Source organism: Caulobacter sp. X (assembly GCF_002742635.1).
Taxonomy (GTDB): domain Bacteria; phylum Pseudomonadota; class Alphaproteobacteria; order Caulobacterales; family Caulobacteraceae; genus Caulobacter.
On sequence record NZ_PEGF01000002.1, the window covers coordinates 1,747,719 to 1,771,050 of the forward strand.

At 68.3% G+C, this 23,332-nt stretch carries 22 protein-coding genes; 20 read left to right on the plus strand and 2 right to left on the minus strand.

All coding sequences use genetic code 11. The annotated features are described in order from the left end of the window. Nucleotides 1-268 precede the first annotated feature (268 nt). The 19 genes from CSW60_RS20710 to CSW60_RS20795 all read left to right on the plus strand — a co-directional run bounded on the left by CSW60_RS20710 (nucleotide 269) and on the right by CSW60_RS20795 (nucleotide 20,432). Nucleotides 269-607: a hypothetical protein gene (locus CSW60_RS20710; protein ID WP_004616678.1), complete on the plus strand. Its 339-nt coding sequence runs from the start codon at nucleotides 269-271 to the stop codon at nucleotides 605-607. A 61-nt stretch (nucleotides 608-668) separates the two neighbouring features. Further along, complete coding sequence (locus tag CSW60_RS20715; protein ID WP_004616677.1) at nucleotides 669-1,931, plus strand: TolC family protein; 1,263 nt, start codon at nucleotides 669-671, stop codon at nucleotides 1,929-1,931. Continuing rightward, nucleotides 1,931-3,094 (plus strand): efflux RND transporter periplasmic adaptor subunit, encoded by a 1,164-nt coding sequence (locus tag CSW60_RS20720; protein ID WP_099538995.1) that lies wholly within the window; start codon nucleotides 1,931-1,933, stop codon nucleotides 3,092-3,094. The genes CSW60_RS20715 and CSW60_RS20720 overlap by 1 nt, the downstream gene beginning before the upstream one ends. A gap of 31 nt (nucleotides 3,095-3,125) precedes the next feature. Beyond that, nucleotides 3,126-6,371 carry an efflux RND transporter permease subunit gene (locus CSW60_RS20725; RefSeq protein WP_004616673.1) on the plus strand — a complete coding sequence of 1,082 codons (3,246 nt, stop codon included), beginning with the start codon at nucleotides 3,126-3,128 and terminating at the stop codon, nucleotides 6,369-6,371. A 108-nt stretch (nucleotides 6,372-6,479) separates the two neighbouring features. Beyond that, nucleotides 6,480-6,830 carry a DUF190 domain-containing protein gene (locus CSW60_RS20730; RefSeq protein ID WP_004616671.1) on the plus strand — a complete coding sequence of 117 codons (351 nt, stop codon included), beginning with the start codon at nucleotides 6,480-6,482 and terminating at the stop codon, nucleotides 6,828-6,830. An 11-nt stretch (nucleotides 6,831-6,841) separates the two neighbouring features. Further along, the gene (locus CSW60_RS20735; protein WP_004616669.1) at nucleotides 6,842-8,860 is read left to right on the plus strand and encodes a heavy metal translocating P-type ATPase; all 2,019 of its coding nucleotides are present in this window, start codon (nucleotides 6,842-6,844) and stop codon (nucleotides 8,858-8,860) included. Beyond that, nucleotides 8,857-9,000, plus strand: coding sequence for a hypothetical protein (locus CSW60_RS23545; protein ID WP_004616667.1), 144 nt, complete (start codon nucleotides 8,857-8,859; stop codon nucleotides 8,998-9,000). Before CSW60_RS20735 ends, CSW60_RS23545 begins: the two co-directional genes overlap by 4 nt. Further along, nucleotides 8,997-9,449: a hypothetical protein gene (locus CSW60_RS20740; protein WP_004616665.1), complete on the plus strand. Its 453-nt coding sequence runs from the start codon at nucleotides 8,997-8,999 to the stop codon at nucleotides 9,447-9,449. Before CSW60_RS23545 ends, CSW60_RS20740 begins: the two co-directional genes overlap by 4 nt. Then, nucleotides 9,446-9,910 (plus strand): SRPBCC family protein, encoded by a 465-nt coding sequence (locus CSW60_RS20745; RefSeq protein WP_004616663.1) that lies wholly within the window; start codon nucleotides 9,446-9,448, stop codon nucleotides 9,908-9,910. Before CSW60_RS20740 ends, CSW60_RS20745 begins: the two co-directional genes overlap by 4 nt. Nucleotides 9,911-9,994: 84 nt before the next feature. Further along, a complete protein-coding gene (locus tag CSW60_RS20750) occupies nucleotides 9,995-10,363 on the plus strand; it encodes a hypothetical protein (RefSeq protein ID WP_004616661.1) in 369 nt (122 codons plus the stop codon). Nucleotides 10,364-10,422: 59 nt separating this feature from the next. Next, nucleotides 10,423-11,655: a TolC family protein gene (locus CSW60_RS20755; RefSeq protein WP_004616658.1), complete on the plus strand. Its 1,233-nt coding sequence runs from the start codon at nucleotides 10,423-10,425 to the stop codon at nucleotides 11,653-11,655. Nucleotides 11,656-11,666: 11 nt separating this feature from the next. Continuing rightward, entirely contained in the window at nucleotides 11,667-12,845 is a 1,179-nt protein-coding gene (locus CSW60_RS20760; protein WP_004616656.1) for an efflux RND transporter periplasmic adaptor subunit, read from the plus strand. Continuing rightward, entirely contained in the window at nucleotides 12,835-13,254 is a 420-nt protein-coding gene (locus CSW60_RS20765; protein ID WP_004616653.1) for a hypothetical protein, read from the plus strand. The genes CSW60_RS20760 and CSW60_RS20765 overlap by 11 nt, the downstream gene beginning before the upstream one ends. Beyond that, nucleotides 13,251-16,466, plus strand: a complete 3,216-nt coding sequence (locus tag CSW60_RS20770; RefSeq protein ID WP_099538996.1) for an efflux RND transporter permease subunit — start codon at nucleotides 13,251-13,253, stop codon at nucleotides 16,464-16,466. The genes CSW60_RS20765 and CSW60_RS20770 overlap by 4 nt, the downstream gene beginning before the upstream one ends. Nucleotides 16,467-16,536: 70 nt before the next feature. Continuing rightward, nucleotides 16,537-16,953, plus strand: a complete 417-nt coding sequence (gene flgC / locus CSW60_RS20775; protein ID WP_004616649.1) for a flagellar basal body rod protein FlgC — start codon at nucleotides 16,537-16,539, stop codon at nucleotides 16,951-16,953. A gap of 102 nt (nucleotides 16,954-17,055) precedes the next feature. Continuing rightward, nucleotides 17,056-17,946 carry a cation diffusion facilitator family transporter gene (locus tag CSW60_RS20780; protein ID WP_004616646.1) on the plus strand — a complete coding sequence of 297 codons (891 nt, stop codon included), beginning with the start codon at nucleotides 17,056-17,058 and terminating at the stop codon, nucleotides 17,944-17,946. Between the two features lie 71 nt (nucleotides 17,947-18,017). Then, a complete protein-coding gene (locus CSW60_RS20785) occupies nucleotides 18,018-18,371 on the plus strand; it encodes a DUF190 domain-containing protein (RefSeq protein WP_004616644.1) in 354 nt (117 codons plus the stop codon). A 54-nt stretch (nucleotides 18,372-18,425) separates the two neighbouring features. Further along, nucleotides 18,426-18,617: a hypothetical protein gene (locus CSW60_RS20790; RefSeq protein WP_004616642.1), complete on the plus strand. Its 192-nt coding sequence runs from the start codon at nucleotides 18,426-18,428 to the stop codon at nucleotides 18,615-18,617. Nucleotides 18,618-18,644: 27 nt separating this feature from the next. After that, complete coding sequence (locus CSW60_RS20795; protein ID WP_099538997.1) at nucleotides 18,645-20,432, plus strand: acyltransferase; 1,788 nt, start codon at nucleotides 18,645-18,647, stop codon at nucleotides 20,430-20,432. On the opposite strand, the gene CSW60_RS20800 is transcribed toward CSW60_RS20795, so the two are convergent. Together CSW60_RS20800 and CSW60_RS20805 are read right to left on the minus strand one after the other, a co-directional pair. Beyond that, nucleotides 20,429-20,857, minus strand: coding sequence for a hypothetical protein (locus CSW60_RS20800; protein WP_143324230.1), 429 nt, complete (start codon nucleotides 20,855-20,857; stop codon nucleotides 20,429-20,431). The genes CSW60_RS20795 and CSW60_RS20800 overlap by 4 nt on opposite strands. Nucleotides 20,858-20,937: 80 nt before the next feature. Then, nucleotides 20,938-22,047, minus strand: coding sequence for a HEPN domain-containing protein (locus tag CSW60_RS20805; protein ID WP_004616639.1), 1,110 nt, complete (start codon nucleotides 22,045-22,047; stop codon nucleotides 20,938-20,940). Nucleotides 22,048-22,936: 889 nt separating this feature from the next. On the opposite strand from CSW60_RS20805, the gene CSW60_RS20810 reads away from it, so the two are divergent. Then, nucleotides 22,937-23,269 carry a DUF3768 domain-containing protein gene (locus CSW60_RS20810; RefSeq protein ID WP_004616635.1) on the plus strand — a complete coding sequence of 111 codons (333 nt, stop codon included), beginning with the start codon at nucleotides 22,937-22,939 and terminating at the stop codon, nucleotides 23,267-23,269. Nucleotides 23,270-23,332 lie beyond the last annotated feature (63 nt).

A 23,332-nucleotide genomic window follows, 5' to 3' on the forward strand; every position in this document is an offset into this window, starting at 1 on the left:
GTGCGACAGGGTGGCGCAGCGCTCTATCTGTTCTGAGTATTCGTCAGGTGTGGCGTAGCTTTCCTCAATGTTCGGATATGTTCGTCAAGTCTCCTAACAATGTAATAGTATAACATGTAATCATATAACGCATTTCAATCTCGACTTTGCGCATGTATGCCAGAATCCTATGGTTGGACTCGCACTCCATGGTCGGCAAGTCGGCAGGAATGCCGAAACGTGGCGCTCGCGCCGCGGTCCGTCCGCGCGTTTCAGCTTCGGCAAGGTGATGGCCCTGGTCGTCACCATCGCGTTCCTGATCGGCATTGTCGTCTGCGGTCCCGCCGAACACGCCGCCCTTGAGACCGAAACGCCGTCCGCCGCTCAGGTGGTGGCGTCGACCGTCGAGGCCCCGGCCGTGATCAAGGTCGCCGGTGACCACAAGGCTCCCGTCAAGAAGGCCCTCTCGGCCTGCACCGGGCATTGCGCCGCTCACGGCGTGAGCCTGCCCGTGTCGTTCGCGCCCGAAACCGTCGCCTTCGCTAATCGCGCCGTCTGGCAGCCCCAGCAGGACCAGCGCCTGCTCGGCGACCGCGCCGTTCTACTGGACCGTCCGCCTAGAGCCTGACGCGACCCTTCCGCCCCGAGCGGCGGACCGTCTGCGTTTCAATCTCTAGGATTACATCTTCATGACTCTCATCATGCGTGGGCGGCTGCGTTTCGCGGCCGTAAGCGCGGTCGCGATCTTGGGCGCGTTGGCGTCCGCTCGCGGCGCGGCGGCCGATCCGGCCCCGCCTTTCAAGGCCCTGCTCGCTCAGGCGCAAGGTAGCGCACCCCGGTTGGCCGAAGCGGCGGCCGGTGTCCGTCAGGCCGAAGGTCTCGCCCGTCAGGCCGGCGCTCGTCCGAACCCGACGGCTGGCGTCACCATCGAGAACTTCAGCGGCGGCGGCGTCTACAGCGGCACGAACAACGCCGAGACGACCTTCCAGCTGAGCCAACCGCTGGAAGTCGGCGGCAAGCGGGGGGCGCGCGTCGCCGCCGGCCGCGCCGCTCTCGACGCGGCCCGGGCGCGCCTTTCGCAGTCCAAGGCAGACTTCGCTTTTGCCCTGGCTGACGCCTATGCCCAGGCTGAAGCTGGTGAGCGTCGCGTCACGCTCGCTGAAGAGGCCGTGACCTTGTCTGACGAGACCCTGCGCGCTTCGCGGGCGCTGGTCGATGCTGGCAAGGAGGCCGAACTGCGCACCCTGCAGGCGCAGGCGGCTCTGACCGCCGCGCGGGCCACGCTCGAAGAGGCCCGGGCCGAACGGACCGGGGCTTTCGCGCGCCTGACGGCCCTGGCCGGCTCGCCCACGCCCTTCACCGAACTCACCGACAGTCTGCTGGTCAGCACGGCGGCTCCGGTCCAGCCGGGCGATATCGACGTGCTGGCGACGCCAGCGGTGCTGGCGGCTGAAGCCGATCGGGAAGCGGCCGCCCGCCGCGTGCGGATCGAAAAGACCCGCGCCGTGCCGGACGTCACCGTCTCGGCCGGGGTTCGTCGGTTCAGCGGCGACGACTCCACGGCCCTGGTGGCCGGGGTCTCGATCCCGATCCCGGTGTTCGACCAGAACCGCGGCAATATCACCGCCGCCCAGGGCGAGTTGCAGGCCGCCGAGGCTCGGTTGAACGCCGCGCGCCTGGACGCCGAAGCCGACATCCGCACCGCGCGGTTCCAGCTCGGCGCGGCCCAGTCGCGGGCAACGGCTGCCGGCGAAGGCGAGACCAGCGCCGTCGAAGCCTACCGCCTGACCCGGATCGCCTACGAGTCCGGCAAGGCCCCGCTGGTCGAACTGATCAATGCGCGCCGGTCCCTGGCCGAAGCGCGCGACCTCACAATCCAGGCCCAGCTGGCGCGCGTCCGCGCCGAGGCCGACCTGGCGCGCCTGCAAGGCCGCCTCTTCGGAGATCGCTAATGCCCAAGTCCAACTCCTCGAACCGGCAATTGCTGATGGCCGGCGCGGCCATCGTGGTCGTGGCGATCGCGGCTTTCTCGTTCGGCAAGATGTCTGGCGGCAAGCCCGCCGAGACCGCGGCCCCGGAGAAGCCGGCAGCGGCGGCGCCAGCCGGCCCGCAGACCCTGACCATGGGCCCCGAGCGCATCACCGCTTCGGGCGTCCAGCTCCAGACGGTCAACCCCGGTGGCCTGGCCGCCGAGGTCGTCGCCCAAGCCACGGTCGAAGCTGAACCCGGCGGTGAAGCGGCCCTGACCGCCCGCGCCGCGGGCTCGATCACCCGCATCACCAAGCGCCTCGGCGACCCCGTCCGCGCGGGCGAAACCCTCGCCCTGGTCTCCAGCCGCGAGGCCGCCCAGATCTCGGCCGACCGTAGCGTCGCCTCGGCCAAGGCCGACCTGGCCCGCAAGAACCTGGCCCGCGAAAAGCGTCTCTTCGAACAGAAGGTCAGCCCGCGTCAGGACTACGAGACCGCTCAGGCCGAACTGGCCGTGGCCGAGGCCGAGGCCCGTCGCGCGGCCACGGCCGCCGGCGTATCGGCGGTGTCGGGCGGCTATGTCGCCGTCATCAGCCCGATCAGCGGCCGCGTGACCGCCACGACCGCGAGCCTGGGCGCCTTCGTCGCGCCGGAGACGGAACTCTTCCGCATCTCCGACCCGGCCAAGATCCAGGTCAATGCGGCAGTGACGGCCGCCGACGCCCGGCGGGTCCAGCCCGGCGACAAGGCTGTGGTCGAGACCACCAGCGGCGAGACCCGTGACGCGGTCGTCCGCTCGGTGACCCCGGGTGTCAACGAGGAGACCCGCAGCGCAACGGTCGTCCTGACCCTGGCGAACGGGGCAGGGGCCCTGCAGCCGGGCCAGCTTGTCCGCGCCCGCATCACGTCGCGCCAGTCTACCTCCTCCGGGATCGTCGTGTCCGAAGAGGCGGTGCAGACCGTCAACGGCAACGACGTGGTCTTCGTGCGCACCAAGGAAGGCTTCCGCGTCCAGCACGTGCTGGCCGGCCAGCGCAGCGGCGGCCGTGTGGTCATCGTCGACGGCCTGAAGGGCGGGGAGACCCTGGCGGTCAAGAACGCCTTCTTGCTCAAGGCCGAACTCGGCAAGAGCTCGGAAGAAGACTGACCCCTAACCGCTATTCTGGAGACACGCCGAAATGATCGGTCGCATACTCTCGATGTCGGTGAAGGGGCGTTGGTACGTCCTGCTTCTCACCGCCATCATCGCCGCCCTCGGCACGTGGCAGCTGACCAAGCTGCCCATCGACGCCGTTCCCGACATCACCAACAACCAGGTGCAGATCAACACCGTGGCCGGCGCGCTTTCGCCGGTCGAGATCGAAAAGCGCGTGACCTTCCCCGTGGAGACGGCCCTGGCCGGGATCCCGGGCCTGGAGACCACTCGCTCGATCTCGCGCAACGGCTTCTCGCAGGTCACCGCGATCTTCTCGGAGAAGACCAACCTCTACTTCGCCCGCCAGCAGGTGGCCGAGCGTCTGACCCAGGCCGGCGACAGCCTGCCCGCCGGTATCCAGCCGCAGATCGGCCCCGTCACCACGGGTCTGGGCGAGGTCTACATGTACTCGGTCGAGTACGCGAACCCGCGCGGCAAGGGCGCCAAAGTCGTCGATGGCCAGCCCGGCTGGCAGAGCGATGGCGCCTATCTGACGGCCGAGGGCGAGCGTCTCGTCGACGCCACCGCGCAGGGCGCGTACCTGCGGACCATCCAAGACTGGACGGTTCGACCGCAGCTGCGCACGGTCAAGGGCGTGGCCGGGGTCGACTCCATCGGCGGCTTCCAGAAGCAGTACGTCGTCGAGCCTGACCCGGCCAAGCTGGTGGCGTACGGCGTCTCCTACACCGACCTGGCCAAGGCCCTGGAAGGGGCCAACCTCTCGGTCGGCGCCAACTTCATCCAGCGGGCCGGCGAGGCCTATCTGGTGCGGGCCGATGCGCGGGTGCGCACCCTGGACGAGATCCAGAACGCCATCATCGCCACGCGCCGCACCGTTCCGGTCGCGGTCAAGGACGTCGCCAACGTGCGCGTCGGCGGCGATCTGCGCACCGGCGCGGCCAGCAAGAACGGTGAGGAAGTCGTCGTCGGCACCGCCCTGATGCTGATCGGCGAGAACAGCCGCTCGGTGGCCAAGTCGGTCGGCGAGAAGCTGACCGAAGTCCGCAAGGGCCTGCCGCCCGGCGTGGTGATCACCACCACCCTGGACCGCTCGGTCCTCGTCAACGCCACCGTCAAGACCGTCGAACGCAACCTGACCGAAGGCGCCATCCTGGTCGCCGCCACCCTGTTCCTGCTGCTGGGCAACGTCCGCGCGGCCTTCATCGCCGTGCTGATCATCCCGCTCTCGTTCCTGATGATGGCCATCGGCATGAACGGCCTGAAGGTGCCCGGCAACCTGATGAGCCTGGGGGCGCTGGACTTTGGCCTGATCGTCGACGGCACCGTCATCATCATCGAGAACTGTCTCTTGAGGCTGGCCGAGCGTCAGCACCACGAAGGGCGTCTGCTGAGCCTCAAGGAGCGCCTGGAGACCGTACTGCGCGCGGCCCAGGAAATGATCCGCCCGACCGTCTTTGGCCAGGCGATCATCTTCCTGGTCTTCGCGCCGCTGCTGACCTTCACCGGCGTGGAGGGCAAGACCTTCTCGCCGATGGCCATCACCATCATGCTGGCCCTGGGCGCGGCGTTCATCCTGTCGCTGACCTTCGTTCCGGCCCTCGTCGCCATCCTGATGCGCGGCAAGGTCTCGGAGAAGGAGGTCAAGGTGATCGCCGTCTCCAAGGCCCGCTACGAGCCGCTCCTCAAGCGCTCGATCGAACGTCCCTGGCCGTTCATCGGCGGCGCTCTGGCGCTCTTCTTGGTGGCCGGTGTCGTCTACACGACGCTGGGCCAGGAGTTCATCCCGCAGCTCGACGAAAAGAACGTCGCCATGGGGTCGCTGAAGATCCCGTCGACAGCCCTGGAGCAGTCGCTGACCATGCAGCGACAGGTCGAAAAGAACGTCTCGTCCCTGCCCGAAGTGGAGATGATGTTCTCCAAGACCGGTACGGCCGAGGTCGCCACCGACCCGATGCCGCCCAACGCCTCGGACGGCTTCATCATCCTCAAGCCCCAGAAGGAGTGGCCCAAGGAGGTCGCCAACAAGGCTAAGGTCGTCGAGCGCATCGAGGCCAAGGTCGCCCCGCTGCTGGGCAACAGCTTCGAGGTCACCCAGCCGATCCAGATGCGCTTCAACGAGTTGATCGCCGGCGTCCGCGGCGACGTCGCCATCAAGCTCTATGGCGATGATCTGGAGAAGATGAGCGCCACCGCCGCCAAGATCGGTTCCGTCCTGGAATCGATCCCCGGCGCCGAAGGTGTTCGTGTCGAGCAGGTCGGCGGCGCGCCCACCCTGGATGTGAAGTTCGACCGGGCCGCCATCGCGCGCTTCGGTCTCAGCATTGACCAGGTCGCCGACACCGTGGCCACGGCCATGGGCGGGCGCCAGGCGGGTGACGTCTTCGAAGGCGATCGCCGCTTCGACATCACCGTCCGGGTGCCGATGGCTCAACGCGATGACCTAGACGCCCTGGGCGCTCTGCCGGTCATGCTGCCGGCCGGCGAAGGCGGTGTTCAACGCTCGGTCCCGCTGCGCGAGCTGGTGCAGTTCCGCTTCGCAGATGGCCTGAACCAGATCAGCCGCGAGGACGGCAAGCGCCGGGTCGTGATCCAGGTCAACGTGCGTGGCCGCGACATCGGCTCGTTCGTCAACGAAGCCCGCAGCAAGGTCGAGGCCGTCGAGCTTCCGACCGGCTACTGGCTGACCTGGGGCGGCCAGTTCGAGAACCTGAAGGCCGCCACCCAGCGCCTTTCGATTGTCGTGCCGCTCTGCTTCGTCCTGATCTTCCTGGTGCTCTACATGGCGCTGGGCGGGTTCGGGCCAGCCGCATCCGTGTTCGCGGCCATTCCGCTCGGACTCTCGGGCGGGGTGTTCGCCCTGGCGCTGACCGGGATCACCTTCTCGATTTCGGCGGCGGTGGGCTTCATCGTGCTGGCCGGCGTCGCCGTCCTCAACGGCCTGGTCGTCATGACCAGCGTTCGAGAGCGGCTCGAGGCCGGCGTGCCCGTGGTCCAGGCCATCTATGAGGGCTCGGTCGAACGCTTCCGTCCGGTCCTGATGACGGGTCTCGTCCCGGCCATCGGCTTCATCCCGATGGCCCTGGCCAGCGGCACCGGCGCCGAAGTCCAAAAGCCCCTGGCCATGGTGGTCATCGGCGGCCTGGTCACGGCCACCGCCGTGACCCTGCTGGTCCTGCCTGCCATCGCCAAACTCATCCTCCAACTGGGGTCTGGTCGGAAGGCCCCGGACGAGGGACCGGCCGCGTCGCCCCTGAGCACGACGCACTAGGCCGGGGCGCCGGCGCGGCCCCTCAGCCCCCACAGCGCCGCGCCGGCGCATCACCTCCACCCAGCGAAGGCTCCGGCCTTCGATCGAGGCAACCGAAAAGGAAACCCCATGCAGACCCCCGGACAAGCTGTCCTTCTCCGCATCTACACCGACGAAAACGCCCTGGTCGGCGACCGCTCCCTGATGGACGTCATCGTCCAGCGCGCCCAGACCGCGCGCCTGGCCGGCGCCACGGTCCTGCGCGGCCGCAAGGGCTTTGGCGAGTCCGCCCGCATGCACGAGCCCCGGCCGCTGGACTTCAACGACAATCTGCCGGTGGTCATCGAGTTCGTCGACGAGGAAGCCCGCCTGCGCGAGTTCCTGACCAAGCTCGACGATCTCAAGGACATCGGCCTGGTCACCTTCGAAAAGGTCGAGGTGCTGCGCTACGGCGGCCATCACGTCGAACCGCACCGGTAGGAGCGGCCAGGATGACCAGCAAGTCTGCGCACGATCATAAGGGCCACGACCATGGCTCTGATGGCGACCACAAGCACGGGGACGGGGAGGGCGGCCACGCCCATGGTGGGCTGTTTGGCGAGCAAACCGAACTCATCTTCGCCCTGCTGTGCGGCGCGACGCTGCTGGTCGGGTGGCTGATCAGCCTGAAGGCCGATGGCTGGATACCGCTGGCCTTCTACCTGGCGGCCTATCTGTTCGGCGGCTGGTTCACCCTGACCGAGGCGATCGAGAACCTGCGCAAGCGCAAGTTCGAGATCGACACCCTGATGCTGGTGGCGGCCGCCGGCGCGGCGGCCCTGGGCCAATGGGCGGAAGGCGCGCTGCTGCTCTTCCTCTTCAGCATGGGCCATGCGCTGGAGCACTATGCCATGGGGCGCGCCCGCCGGGCGATTGAGGCCCTGGCCAAGCTCGCGCCCGAACGCGCCACCGTCCGCCGAGACGGCAAGACCGAGGAGATCGGCGTCGAGGCCTTGGAGGTCGGCGACATCGTTCTCGTCCGGCCCAATGAACGCATCGCCGCCGATGGCGTGGTCGTGACCGGCGAGAGTAGCGTCAACCAGGCCCCGGTCACGGGCGAAAGCGTGCCAGTCGACAAGCGCGCCGCCGCCGATCGCGACTTCGACTTCGCCAAGGCCAGCGCAGAGCATCGCGTCTTCGCCGGCACCATCAACGGCGCGGGCGCGCTCGACATCCGCGTGGCCCGCAAGGCCGGTGAAAGCACCCTGGCCCGCGTCGTGCGCATGGTCGCCGAGGCCGAGGCCCAGCGCTCACCGACCCAGCGCTTCACCGACCGCTTCGAGAAGGTGTTCGTGCCGGCCGTACTGGTGCTGGTCGGCGTGCTGATGTTGGCCTTCCTGGTGCTGGACGAGCCCTTCAGCCGCAGCTTCTACCGGGCCATGGCCGTGCTGGTGGCCGCCAGTCCCTGTGCCTTGGCCATTTCCGTGCCCAGCGCGGTGCTGAGCGGCGTCGCCCGGGCCGGCCGCGGCGGGGTGCTGGTCAAGGGCGGCGGGCCCTTGGAGAACCTGGGCACCCTGACGGCCTTGGCCTTCGACAAGACCGGCACCCTAACCGAGGGCAAGCCCAAGCTCACCGACATCGTGCCGGCCCAAGGCGTCGAGGCTTCTGAACTGCTGGCCATCGCCGTGGCGGTCGAGGCGCTGAGCGACCATCCGCTGGCAGCCGCCGTCGTGCGCGATGGGGAGGCCAAGCTGAACGGTCAGGCCCGCCGGGAAGCCACCAACATCAAGAGCCTGACCGGGCAGGGGATCCAGGCACAGGTCGACGGCAAGGCCGCCGTCATCGGCAAGCCAGGCCTCTTCGAAGCCGAAGGCGATCGACCGCCAGAGGACGTCTGGAGCGAGGCCCAGAAGCTGGAGGCCAGCGGCCGCACCGTCGTCATGGTGCGCCATGGCGACCGGTATCTCGGCGTGCTCGGTCTGATGGATACGGCCCGTCCGGCGGCCCGCGACGTCATCAAGCGCCTGCGATCGCTCGGGATCACCCGGATGATCATGCTGTCGGGCGACAACCAGTCGGTCTCCGACGCCATCGCCCGCGACCTGGGTCTCGACGAGGCCCGTGGCGGCCTGATGCCCGAAGACAAGGTCGCCACGATCAAGGCCCTGCGCGAGCAGTACGGCAAGGCCGCGATGGTCGGCGACGGGGTCAACGACGCCCCGGCCATGGCCAACGCCACGGTCGGTATCGCCATGGGCGCGGCAGGTTCGGACGTGGCTCTGGAGACCGCCGACGTCGCGCTGATGGCCGATGACCTCAACCATCTGCCGTTCGCGGTGGGCCTCAGCCGCAAGACCAGCGGCATCATCCGCCAGAACCTCTTCGTCAGTCTGGGCATGGTCGCGGTGCTGATCCCGGCCACCCTGTTCGGGTTGAAGATCGGTGAGGCGGTGATCTTCCACGAAGGCTCGACCCTGCTGGTCGTGGCCAACGCCTTGCGCCTCCTGGCCTACAAGGACCGTCAGGCATGAGCGGCCCTGAATCTCACGACGAGGCCGCGGCTTGGGCGCGCCGCTCGGCCCGCCGCGCCCTGATCGCCCTGGTGGCGGCGATGGTGTTCCTCGCTGCCACCATCGCCGTGGCGGTGGTCGGCATGGGGCATCGGCCATGATCGGGCGTCGTTCCGTCCCGGCCGTGGCGCTTGCCCTGGCCATGATCGGCGCCTCGATCGCCGGCTCGGCGCTGGCCGACACGATCGACAGGCCGATCGCCCTGTCGACGCCGCGAGGCTTTGTGCTGGACGGAGTCCGCGCCGTCGCCGAGGGCCCGGGCGTGCGCTTCCACGGCGCCGTCTGCCGACGCGCCGCCGGCCCCGCGCCGCGCTTCGTGCGGGCCGATCGCCTCGATCGCGACGGCCAGGTCCTGAGCACCGCGTCGAAAGTCCTCTGGGACCTGCGCGGGCGCGAGCGCCACTGCACGTTCTTCGACCTGCCCACGGCCAGTCCGCCGATAGACGGGGAGCAGTTCCGTGTCTGCTTACTTTCCACGAACCGCCCGTGCCCGGAGCCGCCCTCGGCCCCGTCGGGCGCGAGCGACAAGGCGACGAAAGGCCGCCCATGATCCTAGAGACAGAAATCGATATCGCCGCGCCCCCGACCAAGGTCTGGCGGACCTTGTCGGAGTTTGGCGCCTATCCGCGCTGGCATCCTCACTGGGAGATCGAAGGCGTGCCGGTGCAGGGCGCCCGGCTCTACATCCGCATCGGGTCAAACCCGGAAAAGCGGATGCGCGTCAGGGCCCGCGTCATCGGCATGGCGCCCGGCGAGGAGGTGGCGTTCCGCTCCGGTCCGTTCTTCGCGCGGTCGTACGAATACTTCCGCTTGGAGCCCAGTAAACGCGGCACGCTGCTACGTCACACCAACGAGATCACCGGTCTGGCGGCGTTGCAGTTCAAATTTAAGGAGGAGTACGAAAAGCTAGTTAGAATCTATGACTTCCGGCTGGAAGCTCTCGCGAAATACGTCACCACCAGCACGCCCCTGAAGGCCGTGGCGCGGTCGCGGCCGCGCACGCGGATCTAACCCTTACGGCTGCGCTGATGCGCCACGCCGAGTGTATCTTGTAACGTATTTCCTCGAGGCAATACGGACGCTATAGGCCCTTTTATGTTCGACGTGACGACATGGCTGAAGACCTGGACGGGGGCGCTTTTGGCGTGCCTGCTGGTGCTCGCCGTCGCCGCGCCGTCGTTGCGATTGGACTTCTGTCCGCCCGAGACGTCGGTGACCGCCGAGCATGGCGCTGCGGCTGAAGCTGCGAGCTTCGCCCAGATCGACGACCAGGATGCGTCGGACGTCTCGGACGCCAAAGGCGGCGAACAGGGCGGTCACTGCCACCATGTTCCCCAGCTGCTGAACCCGGTCGTTGGGGCGCAGCACGTCGTGTCCGCCGACCGTATTCGGTTGGTCGCCTCGGCCCTCGACATGCCGGCCTCGCGCATGCCTGACGGCCCCAACGAGCCCCCTCGAGCCTGACCCTGGCCGCGCCCTCGCGCGCGTAATCGCCATCGTCAGTTCTCACACAGGGACCTCCCATGCATTCCCGTTATGCCCGGCCCGCTGCCGTTCTCGGCGCGGTCCTGGCGCTCGCCGGTGCCGGCGCGTTTTCGCGCGCCGCTGCCGAGCCGCTCACCCTGGACGCCGCCCTTTCGCGCGCCCAGACCCAGTCACCGCTTGTCACGGCCGCCGAAGCTTCGGTGAAGGCGGCCGAAGGCCGCGCTCGCCAGGCTGGCCTGATGCCCAACCCCGAAGCAGGTCTCCAGTCGGAGAACTTCGCCGGGTCGGGGCCTTACGGCCGTTTCGGCGCCGCCGAGACCACCGCCACGATCAGCCAACGCCTGGAGCTGGGCGGCAAGCGCCGCACCCGCGCCGTCGCCGCCAATGCCGAGGTCGACGCCGCCCGCATCGGCTTCACGATCGCCAAGGCCGACCTGACACAGGAAGTCCGGGTCCGGTACGCCGAAGCGCTGGCCGCCCAGGATCGCCTGGTCCTGGCCCAAGAAACAGCCGCCCGCGCCGAGGGCCTCTCGAAAGTCGCTAGCACCCTGGTCGAGGCCGGACGCGAACCACCGCTTCGGGCCTTGCGGGCCGAGGCCGCCAGCCGTGAAGCGGCCGCTGCGGTGATCGCCGCCGAAGCCGAGGCGCTGGCCGCTCGGCGCGCGCTGGTCACCCTCTGGGGCGAGCCGGGCGAGACGATCGAGCTGGTGCGCGGTCCGGAGGCCGCCGCGCCTACCCAGACCACGATCGATCCTAGCGAGACCCTGGACGTGCGCCAGGCGCGCGCGGACCTACAAACGGCCCGGGCCGTCATCGATCGCGAGCGCGCCGCCGGCCGCCCGGACCTGACGGTCCAGGCTGGCGTGCGGCGGTTCGAGCAGACCGGGGACTCGGCGATGATCGTCGGCTTCACCGCGCCGATCCCGATCTCCAACCGCAACCAGGGCACGGTTGCGGCCGCGCGCGCCGACGCGACCGCCGCCGAGGCGCGTGAGCGCCTGGCGCTGGCCCGCTCGGTCCGGGCGGTGCGCGACGGCGAGGCTTCGCTTCGCGCGGCCAATGCCCGGCTGGAGGTCCTCGACAGCAAGATCGTCCCGCAAGCCCAGACCGCCGTCGATCTGGCGCGCGGTGGCTTTGAGGCCGGCAAGTTCTCGCTGCTCGAAGTCCTCGACGCGCAAGGCGCCCTGACGACCGCCCGCACCGAACTCATCGCCGCGCGCCTTGAGCGCGCCAAGGCGCTGGCCGCGCTCGAACGCGCCGCCGCCCAATAGGAAAGCTCACCATGAAGTCCAACGATAGAAAGACCCTGCTGACGGCCGTGGCGGTCAGCGCCGTGCTGGCCGCCGGCGCTGGCGCGCTGGTCGGCAAGACCATGCTGTCCTCGCCGGCCAAGGAAGCTCCAGCCGCCGAGGCCAAGGAAGATCACGCCGGCGAAAAGCCCCATGTCGCCATGACCGCCGAGCGCATCACCGCCGACGGCATCCAGCTGGTGACCCTGGCCGGCGGCGGGCTCGACGCCGCCGTACCGGCCCAGGCCACGGTGGTGGCCACGCCCAACGGCGCGGCGATCCTGGCGGCCCGCGCTGACGGCGCCATCGTCCGCATCAACAAGCGCCTGGGCGACCCCGTCGCCGCTGGCGAGGTGATCGCCGCCATCGAAAGCCGCGACGCCGCTGCCATCAGCGCCGACCGCAGCGCGGCGGCCGCCAAGGCCGCGGCCGCCCGTCAGGCCCTGGTCCGTGAGCAGCGCCTGTTCGACGCCAAGATCACCGCTCGCCAGGACCTCGAAGCGGCCCAGCGCGAGGCGGCCATCGCCGAGTCCGAACTGCGGCGCGCCAGTGGCGCCAGCGCCGCCGCTGGCGTCAGTGGCAACGGCCGCACCCTGGCCGTGACCAGCCCGATTTCGGGCCGGATCACCGCCGCCACCGCCACCCTCGGCGCCTATGTCGCGGCCGGTTCCGAACTCTTCCGGGTCGCCGATCCGGGGCGCATCGAGATCCAGGCCGCCTTGCCGGTCGCCGACGCCCAGCGGGTCAAGCCCGGCGACGCGGCCGTGGTCGAGACCGCCAGCGGGTCGGTGAACGCCACCGTGCGCAGCATCACCCCGGCGCTGGACGCCGAGAACCGCTCGGCTACCGCCGTGCTGGCGGTGAGCGGCGAGGCCCCGATGCTGACCCCCGGTCAGGCCTTGCGCGCGCGCATCACCCCGCGCGGCGCCGCCGCCAGCGTCAGCGGCCGCATCTCCGCGCCGGACGAGGCGGTCCAGACCGTCAATGGCGCCGAGGTCGTCTTCGTCCGCACCAAGGACGGCTTCGAGCCGCGTCCCGTCCGGGTCGGTCGTCGTGGCGGCGGCCAGGTTGAGATCCTCTCGGGCGTGCGCACCGGCGAGCAGATCGCCGGCAAGGGCGCCTTCCTGCTGAAGGCCGAACTCGGCAAGGGGGAGGCGAGCCATGAGGACTAAGCTCACCCTGTCTCTGGCAGCTCTGGCCGCCTCGCTCACCACTTCGGCCGTCCAGGCCAAGGACGCGGTGACCATCGATCGCATCGGCGGCCGCGCCGTCGAGATCATCACCGCCTCGGCGCGCGACACCGGCAACGGCCTGCGCGTGTCGGGTCTGGTCCGACGCGCGCCGGGGCGCAGCCTGCCGCCGGTGGCCGCTCACCTCGATGTCAGCGCCTTCGATCCAGACGGGCACTGGGCCATCACCGTCCCCACGCGCCTGGCGGCCCTGAGCCCCCAGCGCACCGACCGTGAGCCGGCCCGCTTTGAGGCGACTTTCCCGCTGCTGCAGCTGGCCTCGGTGACCAAGCTGGAAGTCCGCTATCAGGACAAGCCTCACGCCATGGAAACCGGCGAGGTGGCCCGATGATCGGCCGTATCCTCGACCTTTCGGTCCGCTTCCGCTGGGCCGTCATTGCCCTGGTCACGCTGGTCGCGGCCCTGGGCGTCTACAACCTGGTGCGCCTGCCGATCGACGCGGTGCCCGACATCACCAACAAGCAGGTGCAGATCAACACCGTCTCGGGGACCCTGGCCCCGGCCGAGGTCGAGAAGCTCGTCACCTTCCCGGTGGAGACGGCCATGGCCGGCATCCCCGGCCTGGAGTCCACGCGCTCGATTTCGCGCAACGGCTTTTCCCAAGTGACCATCGTCTTCAAGGAAAAGACCGACATCTACTTTGCCCGCCAGCAGGTGGCCGAGCGCCTGACCCAGGTGCGCCAAAGCCTGCCGGCCGGGGCCGAGCCCGCCATGGGCCCGATCTCCTCGGGTCTGGGCGAGGTCCTGATGTGGACCGTGGCCTTCGAGCATCCGGGCGGCAAGGGCGCCAAGGTCACCGAAGGTTCGCCAGGCTGGCAAAGCGACGGGTCCTACCTGACCTCGACCGGGGAGCGGCTATCCGATCCCACCGCCCAGGCGGCGTTCCTGCGCGAAGTGCAGGATTGGATCGTCCGGCCCCAGATGCGCTCGGTCGCAGGCGTGGCCGGCGTCGACTCCATCGGCGGCTTCGAAAAGCAGTTCGTCGTTCAGCCCGATCCGACCCGCATGGCCTCGGTGGGCGTCTCGTTCAACGACCTGGCCAAGGCTCTGGAAGCGGCCAACCTCGCCGTCGGCGCCAACTTCGTCGAGAAGGGCGGGGAAGCCTTCCTCGTCCGCGCCGACGCTCGCGTGCGCACCGTCGACGAGATCGCCAACGCCACGGTCGCGGCGCGTGAAGGCGTCTCGATCCGCGTCCGCGACGTCGCCACCGTCAAGCTGGGCGGCGCCCTGCGCACCGGCGCGGCCTCGGAGAACGGCGAAGAGGTCGTGGTCGGCACCGTGCTGATGCTGACCGGCGAGAATAGCCGCACCGTCGCCGGCGCTTCGGCCGAGAAGCTGATCGAGGTGGCCAAGAGCCTGCCGGTCGGCGTGAAGGTCCAGGTGGTCTACGACCGCTCCAAGCTGGTCGGCGCGACCATCAAGACCGTCGAGAAGAACCTGACCGAAGGCGCGCTGCTGGTCATCGTGGTGCTCTTCCTGCTGCTCGGGAACTTCCGCGCCGCCTTGATCACCGCCCTGGTTATCCCGCTCTCGATGCTGATGACCGCCATCGGCATGAACAAGCTGGGCGTCTCGGGCAATCTGATGAGCCTGGGCGCGCTGGACTTTGGTCTGATCGTCGACGGCGCCGTGATCATCGTCGAAAACGCCTTGCGGCGCCTGGCCGAGCGCCAGCACCACGAGGGCCGTCTCCTGACGCTGTCCGAGCGCCTGGGCGAAACCCGCGAAGCCGCCCGCGAGATGATCTCGCCCACCGTCTATGGCCAGGCGATCATCCTCCTGGTCTACGCCCCACTGCTGACCTTCACCGGCGTGGAGGGCAAGACCTTCTCGCCGATGGCCATCACCGTGATGCTGGCCCTGGCCGGCGCCTTCGTGCTGTCGCTGACCTTCATCCCGGCCATGATCGCCCTGTTGATCAACGGCAAGGTGGCCGAGAAGGAAGTCGCGCCGGTCCGCTGGACCAAGTCCCGCTATGAGCCGCTGCTGCACAAGGTCGTGGCCAAGCCCTGGCCGGTGATCGGCGGCGCGGTGGCGCTCTTTGTCCTGGCCGCCGTGACCTTCGGGTTCCTGGGCCGGGAGTTCACGCCTCAGCTCGACGAGAAGGACATGGCCGTCCAGGCCCTGCGCATCCCGTCGACCTCGCTGGAGCAGTCGCTGCGCATGCAGCGCCGGATCGAGCGCGTCGTGGCGGGTTTCCCCGAAGTGGCCTTCGTCTACTCCAAGACCGGCACGGCCGAGGTCGCCAGCGACCCCATGCCGCCCAACGCCTCGGACGCCTTCATCATCCTCAAGCCCAAGGACGAGTGGCCCAACAAGAACGAGACCAAGGCCGAGCTGATCAGCCGCATCGAGCACAAGCTGGAAGGCCTGACAGGCAACGCCTACGAGTTCAGCCAGCCGATCCAGATGCGCTTCAACGAACTGATCGCCGGCGTGCGCGGTGACGTGGCCATCAAGGTCTATGGCGACGATCTCGACGCCATGAGCCGCACGGCCGAGGAGATCGCTACGGTCCTGCGGACGGTGAAGGGGGCGGCCGACGTCAAGGTCGAGCAGACCTCGGGCTTCCCGACCCTGGACGTCCAACTCGACCGCGACGCCATCGGCCGCCTGGGCCTAACGGTCGAAGAGGTCGCCGACACCCTGGCCGTGGCCATGGGCGGCCGCGAGGCCGGTCTGGTCTTCCAGGGCGACCGTCGCTTTGACGTCGTGGTCCGCCTGCCGGACGCCAGCCGCAACGATCTCGACGCGGTCGGCGCCCTGCCGGTGATGCTACCCGAACGGGCCGGCGGCGCTCGCGCCTCGGTGCCGCTGCGCGACGTCGCCAAGTTCTCCTATTCGGAAGGCCTCAACCAGGTCAGCCGCGAGAACGGCAAGCGCCGCGTCGTGGTCCAGGCCAACGTCCGTGGCGCGGATCTCGGCTCCTTCGTGGGCGAAGCCCAGCAGAAGGTCGATACGCAGGTCAAACTGCCGGCCGGCTCTTGGCTGGTCTGGGGCGGGCAGTTTGAGAACCTCAAGGCCGCCCAGGCGCGCCTGGCCCTCGTCGTGCCGCTCTGCTTCCTGCTGATCTTCGGCCTGCTCTACATGGCCCTGGGCGGCATCGCACCGGCCGCGGCGGTGTTCTCGGCCATTCCGCTGGCTTTGGCCGGCGGTGTCTTCGGCCTGGCCCTGCGCGGCATCCCGTTCTCGGTGTCGGCCGCCGTCGGCTTCATCGCGCTCTCGGGCGTGGCGGTGCTGAACGGCCTGGTGATGATGACCGCCATCCGCCAGCGCCTGGCCACGGGCATGCCACTTGAGAAAGCGATCATCGACGGGGCCATGGAGCGCCTGCGGCCGGTGATGATGACCGGTCTCGTCGCCTCCCTGGGCTTCGTGCCCATGGCCCTGGCGACCGGCACCGGCGCTGAAGTCCAGCGTCCGCTAGCCACGGTCGTCATCGGCGGCCTGATCACCGCCACGGCCCTGACGCTCTTCGTCCTGCCGGCCATCTGTCGCTTCGTCCTGCGCAAGGCCGAAACCGGGAGTCCTGAACAAGCCTGAGCCTGGGGCGGCGCGTCGAGCTGGTCTCGGCGCGCCGCTCGTTCTTCACATCCACCTGCGGAGCACTTGAATGAGTAAGCCGATTGAAGGGGGAAGCACGGCGATCGCCGTGTCGGGACTACAAGCCCAGAAGAAGCGTATTCAGATCCTCGCCGAGAACATCGCCAACGCCAACTCGACGGCTCGAACCGCCGGCGGAGAGCCCTACCGCCGCCAGATTCCGGTCTTCAAGGTCGAGCAGATGGGCGGGGACGAGGGGGTGGTGCTGAGCGGCGTTAAGGCCGATCCCAAGCCCTTCCCGCAAGCCTATGATCCTGGCCATCCGGCGGCCAACGCCGCTGGCTATGTGCTGCTGCCCAACGTCAACAGCCTGGCCGAGAGCCTCGATCTCAAGCAGGCCATGAAAGCCTACGAGGCCAATCTCAACGTCCTCGACACCCAGGACGCGATGGAGAAGGCCACCCTTTCCATCCTCGACAAGAAATAGACGTCAGGGTCGCGCGCGAGGCTCGCATTTGGCGGGTTTCGTGCGTTGATCCCTCAAACTTGGCAGGCGCTTTTCGGCGCACGGGAAGAGGAGAGGTTTTCAATGGGAGCTGGACACGATCACGGCGCGAGCCAGGCCAACGGCAAGCGGCTGGCCATGGCTCTGGCGCTGACCTCGACATTCCTGATCGCCGAGGTCGTCGCCGGCATCGCCTTCAACAGCCTGGCGCTGCTGTCGGACGCCGCGCACATGTTCACCGACGCCGCCGCCCTGGCCATCGCCCTGGCGGCGATCCGTGTCGGCCAGCGTAAGCCCACCGAGGACTTCACCTTCGGCTATCGGCGCTTTGAGATCCTCGCGGCGGCCTTCAACGCCATCCTGCTGTTCGGCGTCGCCATCTATGTCCTGGTCGAAGGCGTCAAGCGCATCCTCAACCCCGAGCCCGTCGGCTCGGTGGGGATGTTCATCGTCGCGGCGCTGGGCCTCGTCATCAACCTAGTCTCCATGCGTCTTCTGGCCAGCCACAAGGACAAGAGCCTCAACGTCAAGGGCGCCTATCTCGAGGTCTGGGCCGATATGCTCGGCTCGCTGGGCGTGGTCGTCGGGGCCGTCGTCATCAAGATCACCGGCTGGCGGTTCGTCGACCCGATCGTGGCCATCGGCATCGGCCTATGGGTGTTGCCGCGCACCTGGATCCTTTTGAAGGACACCACCCGAATCCTCCTCGAAGGCGCGCCTCCTGGAATGGCCCTGGCCGGCGTACGCAAGGCCATTACCGAGACCCCTGGGGTGGCCAGTGTCCACGAACTGCATCTGTGGACCACGGGCGCGGACAAGGCGGTCTGCACCGTCCATGTCGTGCTGGCGGAGGGGGCGCAGGGCGAGGCCGTGCGCACCGCGATCGCCACCCGACTAGAGACCGACTTCGACCTGCACCACGTCACGATCCAGACCGAAGTGACCGAGTGCGGGGAGGAGGGGCGGCACGCTTAGGCGGCCGCTCCTCAATCTGCTGGCCGCCCCAGACCTTGGGGCGCGCCAGACTTCAGAGCGTGAGGTGACGCGTGAACGAAGACGACCTGCACATCCTGCGGATCTACCTGGACGCCGGCGCGACCCTAAACGGGGTCGCATATGACGCGGTGCTGATGGCGCGCGCCCGCGAAATGGACATCGCCGGCGCGGCGGTGCTGCGTATCGAGGAGGCCTTTGGCGAGGCGGTGCTGCACGGCGCCAAGGCCCGGGATCTGGCTCCCGAACAGCATTTGATCGTCGAGATGGTCGACAGCCGCGCCAAGCTCGACGCATTGGCCGCGACCTTGGAAGTGGCCGCCGATGTGGGGTTGGCGACCATCGGCAAGATCCAGGTCGTCGCCTATGGCGGCCATCGCCACCGCACCGGGGCCGCGCCCGCCTAGCGCGGAGCAAGGCCCGTCCCGACCCGTCCCACGGCAAGTTTTCAGGAGCAGCACATGACCAATCCCAATCCCCCCAAGCCCGACGCGGCGAGCAGCACCGATAGCAAGCCGTCATCGTCCCCGGAGCCCGCGCCCCGCAAGGAAGGCGGCATGATCGACGAGGGCGGCCCGACCGGCGGCAATGTCGAGGGCGTCGAGAGCGAAACCGAAACGCGCCGCGATGGCGGCATGCTCGGCGAGGGCTAGGCCATCAACATCCCGGGGGGGGGGACCATGTATCCAGCCGATCTTCGATCCCTGACCGGCTTGCGCATCGTCGCGGCCGCCTGGGTGCTCGTCTATCACTTCCGCAATCGCCTCGGTCTCGACCTCGAACGGTTCGGCCTGATCGCCAAGGGCTATCTCGGGGTCGATCTCTTCTTCATCCTGTCGGGCTTCATCCTCTCCCATGTCTATCTGAAGGCTTGGTCCGAGGGGCGCTTCCGATACGGTTCCTTCCTGTGGGCCCGCCTGGCGCGGCTCTATCCTGTGCATCTGCTGACCCTGGACGCGACCATCGTCCTCTGGGCAATGGGCCGCTGGACCGGCGCCAGCTTCGAGACACAGGCCTTCGATCCCGCCGCCATCCCCCAGCATCTGATGCTGATCCACGCCTGGTGGTCGACGCCAACCGTGCAGTGGAATTTCCCATCCTGGTCGATCTCGGCCGAATGGTTCGCCTATCTGCTGTTCCCGGCGGCGGCCGTCACATCCATCGCCTTGCGCGCGCGTCCCGTCCTGGCCGTGGCGCTGGCGATCGTCCTGCTCTTCGCGCTCGACGGGATCGTGCAGACCTTCGGCGGATCGCTGACCCGGCTGACCGCCCAGGGCGGGGCGTTGCGGATCGTGCCGTCCTTCGCCATGGGCGTGGCCCTGCATCGGCTGGGCGCGACACGGTCGATGTCGCCAGGGCTGGCGCTGCTGGGTACGGGTCTCGCCGTGGGCTGGATCGTCCTGTCCACCTCCGTGGGCCTGGCCGATCGCTGGATCTGGCCGGGCTTGGCGGCGCTGATCTTCTGCCTGGCGGAAACGGACAAGGCTGGGCGCGCCAGCGTCCTGGCCGCGCCGCTGGCGGTTTATCTCGGTGAGGTGTCCTACGCGGTCTACATGACCCACTTGCCGGTCGACATTGCCTATTTCGAAGCCCTGGACCGCCTGCCGGCGCCGCCGGCCGGGGTCTGGGCCTGGGCCGCCTGGCTCGGGGTCCTGGCGGTGTGCCTCTTTGTATCTGTGGCGGTCTATCACGCGGTCGAGCGACCGGCCGGCGCTGGCTGCGGGAGAACGATCCGTTCCGCGGACCCGCAGAGTAGGACGAACCGAGTTCCAGGGCCCGCCGGGCAAACCCGGCGGGCGCGCCAAGACGGCGCTCTAGCCTTTGTCGGCGGTAGTCTCCGGGCGCCGGAGCACTTCGCCGTGCGCGCGGATCGGTTCTACCGCACCACCAAAGCCGATGACGAAGGTGGAGTCCGTGCCGCCCCAGCTGATCGACACGTGGGCCACGAAGATCAGCGGTTCGCGCACCTTGACGATCGATTGCAGGCGCCGACCACGGCGAGCGAAGTCGAACCGCTGGCCCAGGCCATCCGGACGGATCGTGGTCACAACCACGTCGCCGGGTTTGAGGTCGTGGTCACGGCAGGTCACGACGAACCGCCAGCCGGCGTGGCGGCGCACGATGTCGAGCCGAAAGCGTCCGTTCTCAAGATCGATCCGGTGGGGGTCGTCGTCGGGCTGTTTATAGAGGCTGAGGATTTCCTCGGCCTGCCGTTGCCAGAGCCAGACCAGGCTGGCGATCAGGACGATCAGGACCAGCAGCACGGCGGCCGTCATGGCCCAGGGATGGGCGGCGGCATAGAGGGTCAAGTCATGGATCGGGCTCACGGAGCGACGCTCCGGTTATCGATCGACGACAGCAGAGTGGAGGCGCGCGCGGGCGCATGGAGCCGCGACGTGCGGCCTGAAGACTTCAGAAACATGGGAATCCTCGAACACGAAGGACGCGGCCAGGGCCGCGCGGTCTAGGCGATAGGTTCGAGGTCGGATCTAGGTGGGCGGTCTTGTGGGTTGCCGGTCAGGCCGGCGCGGTGGTCGTTGTCCAGCCGGAATCGAGCCGCTGCGGTGGTCGCGACGGCCGGAGCGTCGGCGTCTGCGGCCTGATCGTGAAGGGGCGGGCCGTCGGCATGGTGATGGTGCGCGCCCGAGGCGGGCGCCTCGGATGCGTGAGGATCGGTCGGAGGCTGGACCGCGCTCTGCCTCAGGGAAGTTGAGGCGTCCTGGGCCGCGGCGCCCGGAGGTTCTGCCGCTTGGTTCAGCGCGCTGGTGGCCTGAACGACGTCTGCGTCGAGATGGGCCTGCTCGGCTGGCGCCTGCACGGACAGCACCGCCATCAGCAGGGCGGCGAAAGCCACCATTGCCTGTCGGACGGTTTTGAACGCAGTGAGGCCCACGGTTCCCCCAGGTGAATGAACCGGCGCATTGTCGCGCTTTCGGCTCGGTTCTTCAATGCTGGATGCTCGGTCTGGGGCCGCTAGGCTGTGGTTTCGGGTGGCGGGGGCGGCGTCAGGTCGAGACCAAGGCGGGCTTGGCCAAAGCGCAGGATCAGATAGCGGGTTGCGCGCTCGAGACCCAGGAGGGTCGGGGCGCGTTCCAGGATCTTGCGGAGGTCTTTGTCGTTGACGATGGGCTGGCCGCCTTGGACGTCGTTGAGCCGATGGCTGGGCTCGACCCAGCCAGCGAAAGACTGGCCGGTATGGACGAAGCGGCTTCGCAGGTCGTAGGCCGCGCCGATGGACGCCTTGAAGCGATCAGGCTGGAAGCACCAGAATGCCGCCTCGGCCTCGCCCCCTTCGAAGAAGGGCTGATCGATATAGTCCATGAAGGTGGTCACGAACCGTCGCTTGATTTCGAACAGTCGCTTTCGCAATGCACTGCCGGCCGCCTTGCCGTCCGGCAGGTCCTTCTCGATCCGCTGAAGAAGGTCTTCAAGGTCCGGGTCTAGCAGCCGCCCGCCGGCCGGGTATTGAGCTTCGGAGATGATCTCGCCGGCCGTGATCAGGTGCAGATAGGCCTGTTCGGGATCGTGCTCGCTGCTCTGTAGCGCGCGCATGTAGAAGCGGCACGCGGCGTCGAAGGCGTGCAGGGCCGGGATGTCGCGCGTGCCGGTCCAGACGGGATAGAGACGGGTGACCTCTTCCAGGTTCAGCAGGACGGGCAGGGTCTTGCGCGGACGGTGGTTGTTCTGCGGCAGCTCCGGATCGGTGAAGGTCGAGAACGCGCTGAGATCGGGCAGGTTGAAGATGCCATCGTTCTGCAGCGAGCCATGGGCGTCGAAGCGCTTGCCGAACAGTACGCTCATACCCGCCGCGAACATCTCGCCGTAGCCGGCATATTGCGGGACCACGACGCCTGGGGCCTTCTCGTAGTCGTCGGTCAGAAACGCGGCCACGAAGGCGCCGCGCGCATTGCGATCGGCCAGCATCCTCTGGCGCGCCGCCCGGTTTCCAAGGCTGGGCCAGGCATGGGTGATCAGGAGATCATCGCCGGCGAACTCGCCGATGAACCAGCTGGTCGATGAGATCAGGACCCGCTGGACGCGGTTGGATGGCCGAAGGCCCTCGGCGACTTTGCTGTCCGTCACATCGTCCTCGCGCGGTTCGGGATGAAGCCTTTCGCGCCACCGCAGGATCACGCAGGCAAAGCGTGGTGGTGTCCCGGGCCAGGCCCAGGACACCGATGACGCCTTAGCAGACGACCTGGAGGCCGCCGCTGTTACAGAGGATGAGCACCTGGTCGCCGACGACGAACATGTGGAAGCCGCGACGGCGCACCTCGGCTTCGAGCTGCTCCATGGACGCGAGGAAGTTGACCCAGCCGATATTGCGGCGAACGAGCCCGCCGTTGCGAGCTTGGCGGGATTGGAAAATGCGTTGAATAAATGGATTTATCACTGTATATAGACCTTATTGCTTTCAGTTCATTTTGTTTCTTTCTCAGTCGTCGGTTTTAAGTGGCGCTGAAAACGGGTTGGAAGAATTCCAATCCTACTTCTATACTACCACAAAACTTGCCCGTTGTCAAGCTTGGTTAACGCTGTTCGCTGAGCGATAGGGCGTGGACATCGGCCAGGCGGGCGCCGCCCGGCGCTTCCGCGCCAGGCTTTGCCCCAAGATCGAGACCGTCCGGCGGTCACGCTCGGTCCCGCGGCTTTCGCCGCTCCCTCGGGCGCGACCTTGCAGGCAAGCTTTGGCTTGCCGCCGGACGCTCGACGCCGCCTCCCGCCACGCCCTTCGGGCGGGCTCCTGTGCAGGCTTCATTGTCATGAGCGCCCGCTGACGCGGGCGCGCGGGCTTAGGGCTCCGCCCTCGGCGCGCGCCGGATCGTCTTCCGCCCAGCTTCGGACGGCCTTGCCGTCCTGCAGCCGGGTCCCCGCGAAGACGCCCCTCTGCTTGCACACCCGGTCTCGCCGACGGGCGTCGGGGTCAGGCGCGCCTTGCGCCCTGACCCCGAGCACCGAGGAGAATATTCCTATGACCGAGCAAGACCATTCCGCCGCGATCGCGGTCCTGAACGACGCCTGCCGCGCCGAGCCCGGCGCGGGCTGGGTGATGACCCAGGGCGTCTGGGCGCTGCCCGAGGCCGACAGGCTCAAGGCCTTCGCGGCCGTGACCGCGTTCTCGGACTTCTCCGAAGACAACGACCCGCACGGCGAACGCGACTTCGGCGCCTTCGAGATCGCCAGCGCCAAGCTCCTCTGGAAGATCGACTACTACGACCTCGACCTGGACAAGGGATCGCCGGACCCGGCCGACCCCGCCGTCACCAAGCGCATCCTGACCCTGATGTTGGCCGAGGAATACTGACGCTGAAGGCCCCCGCCGCCCTCGGGCGGCGGGGGCTGGTGTCGGCGACGCAATTGCCCGTGC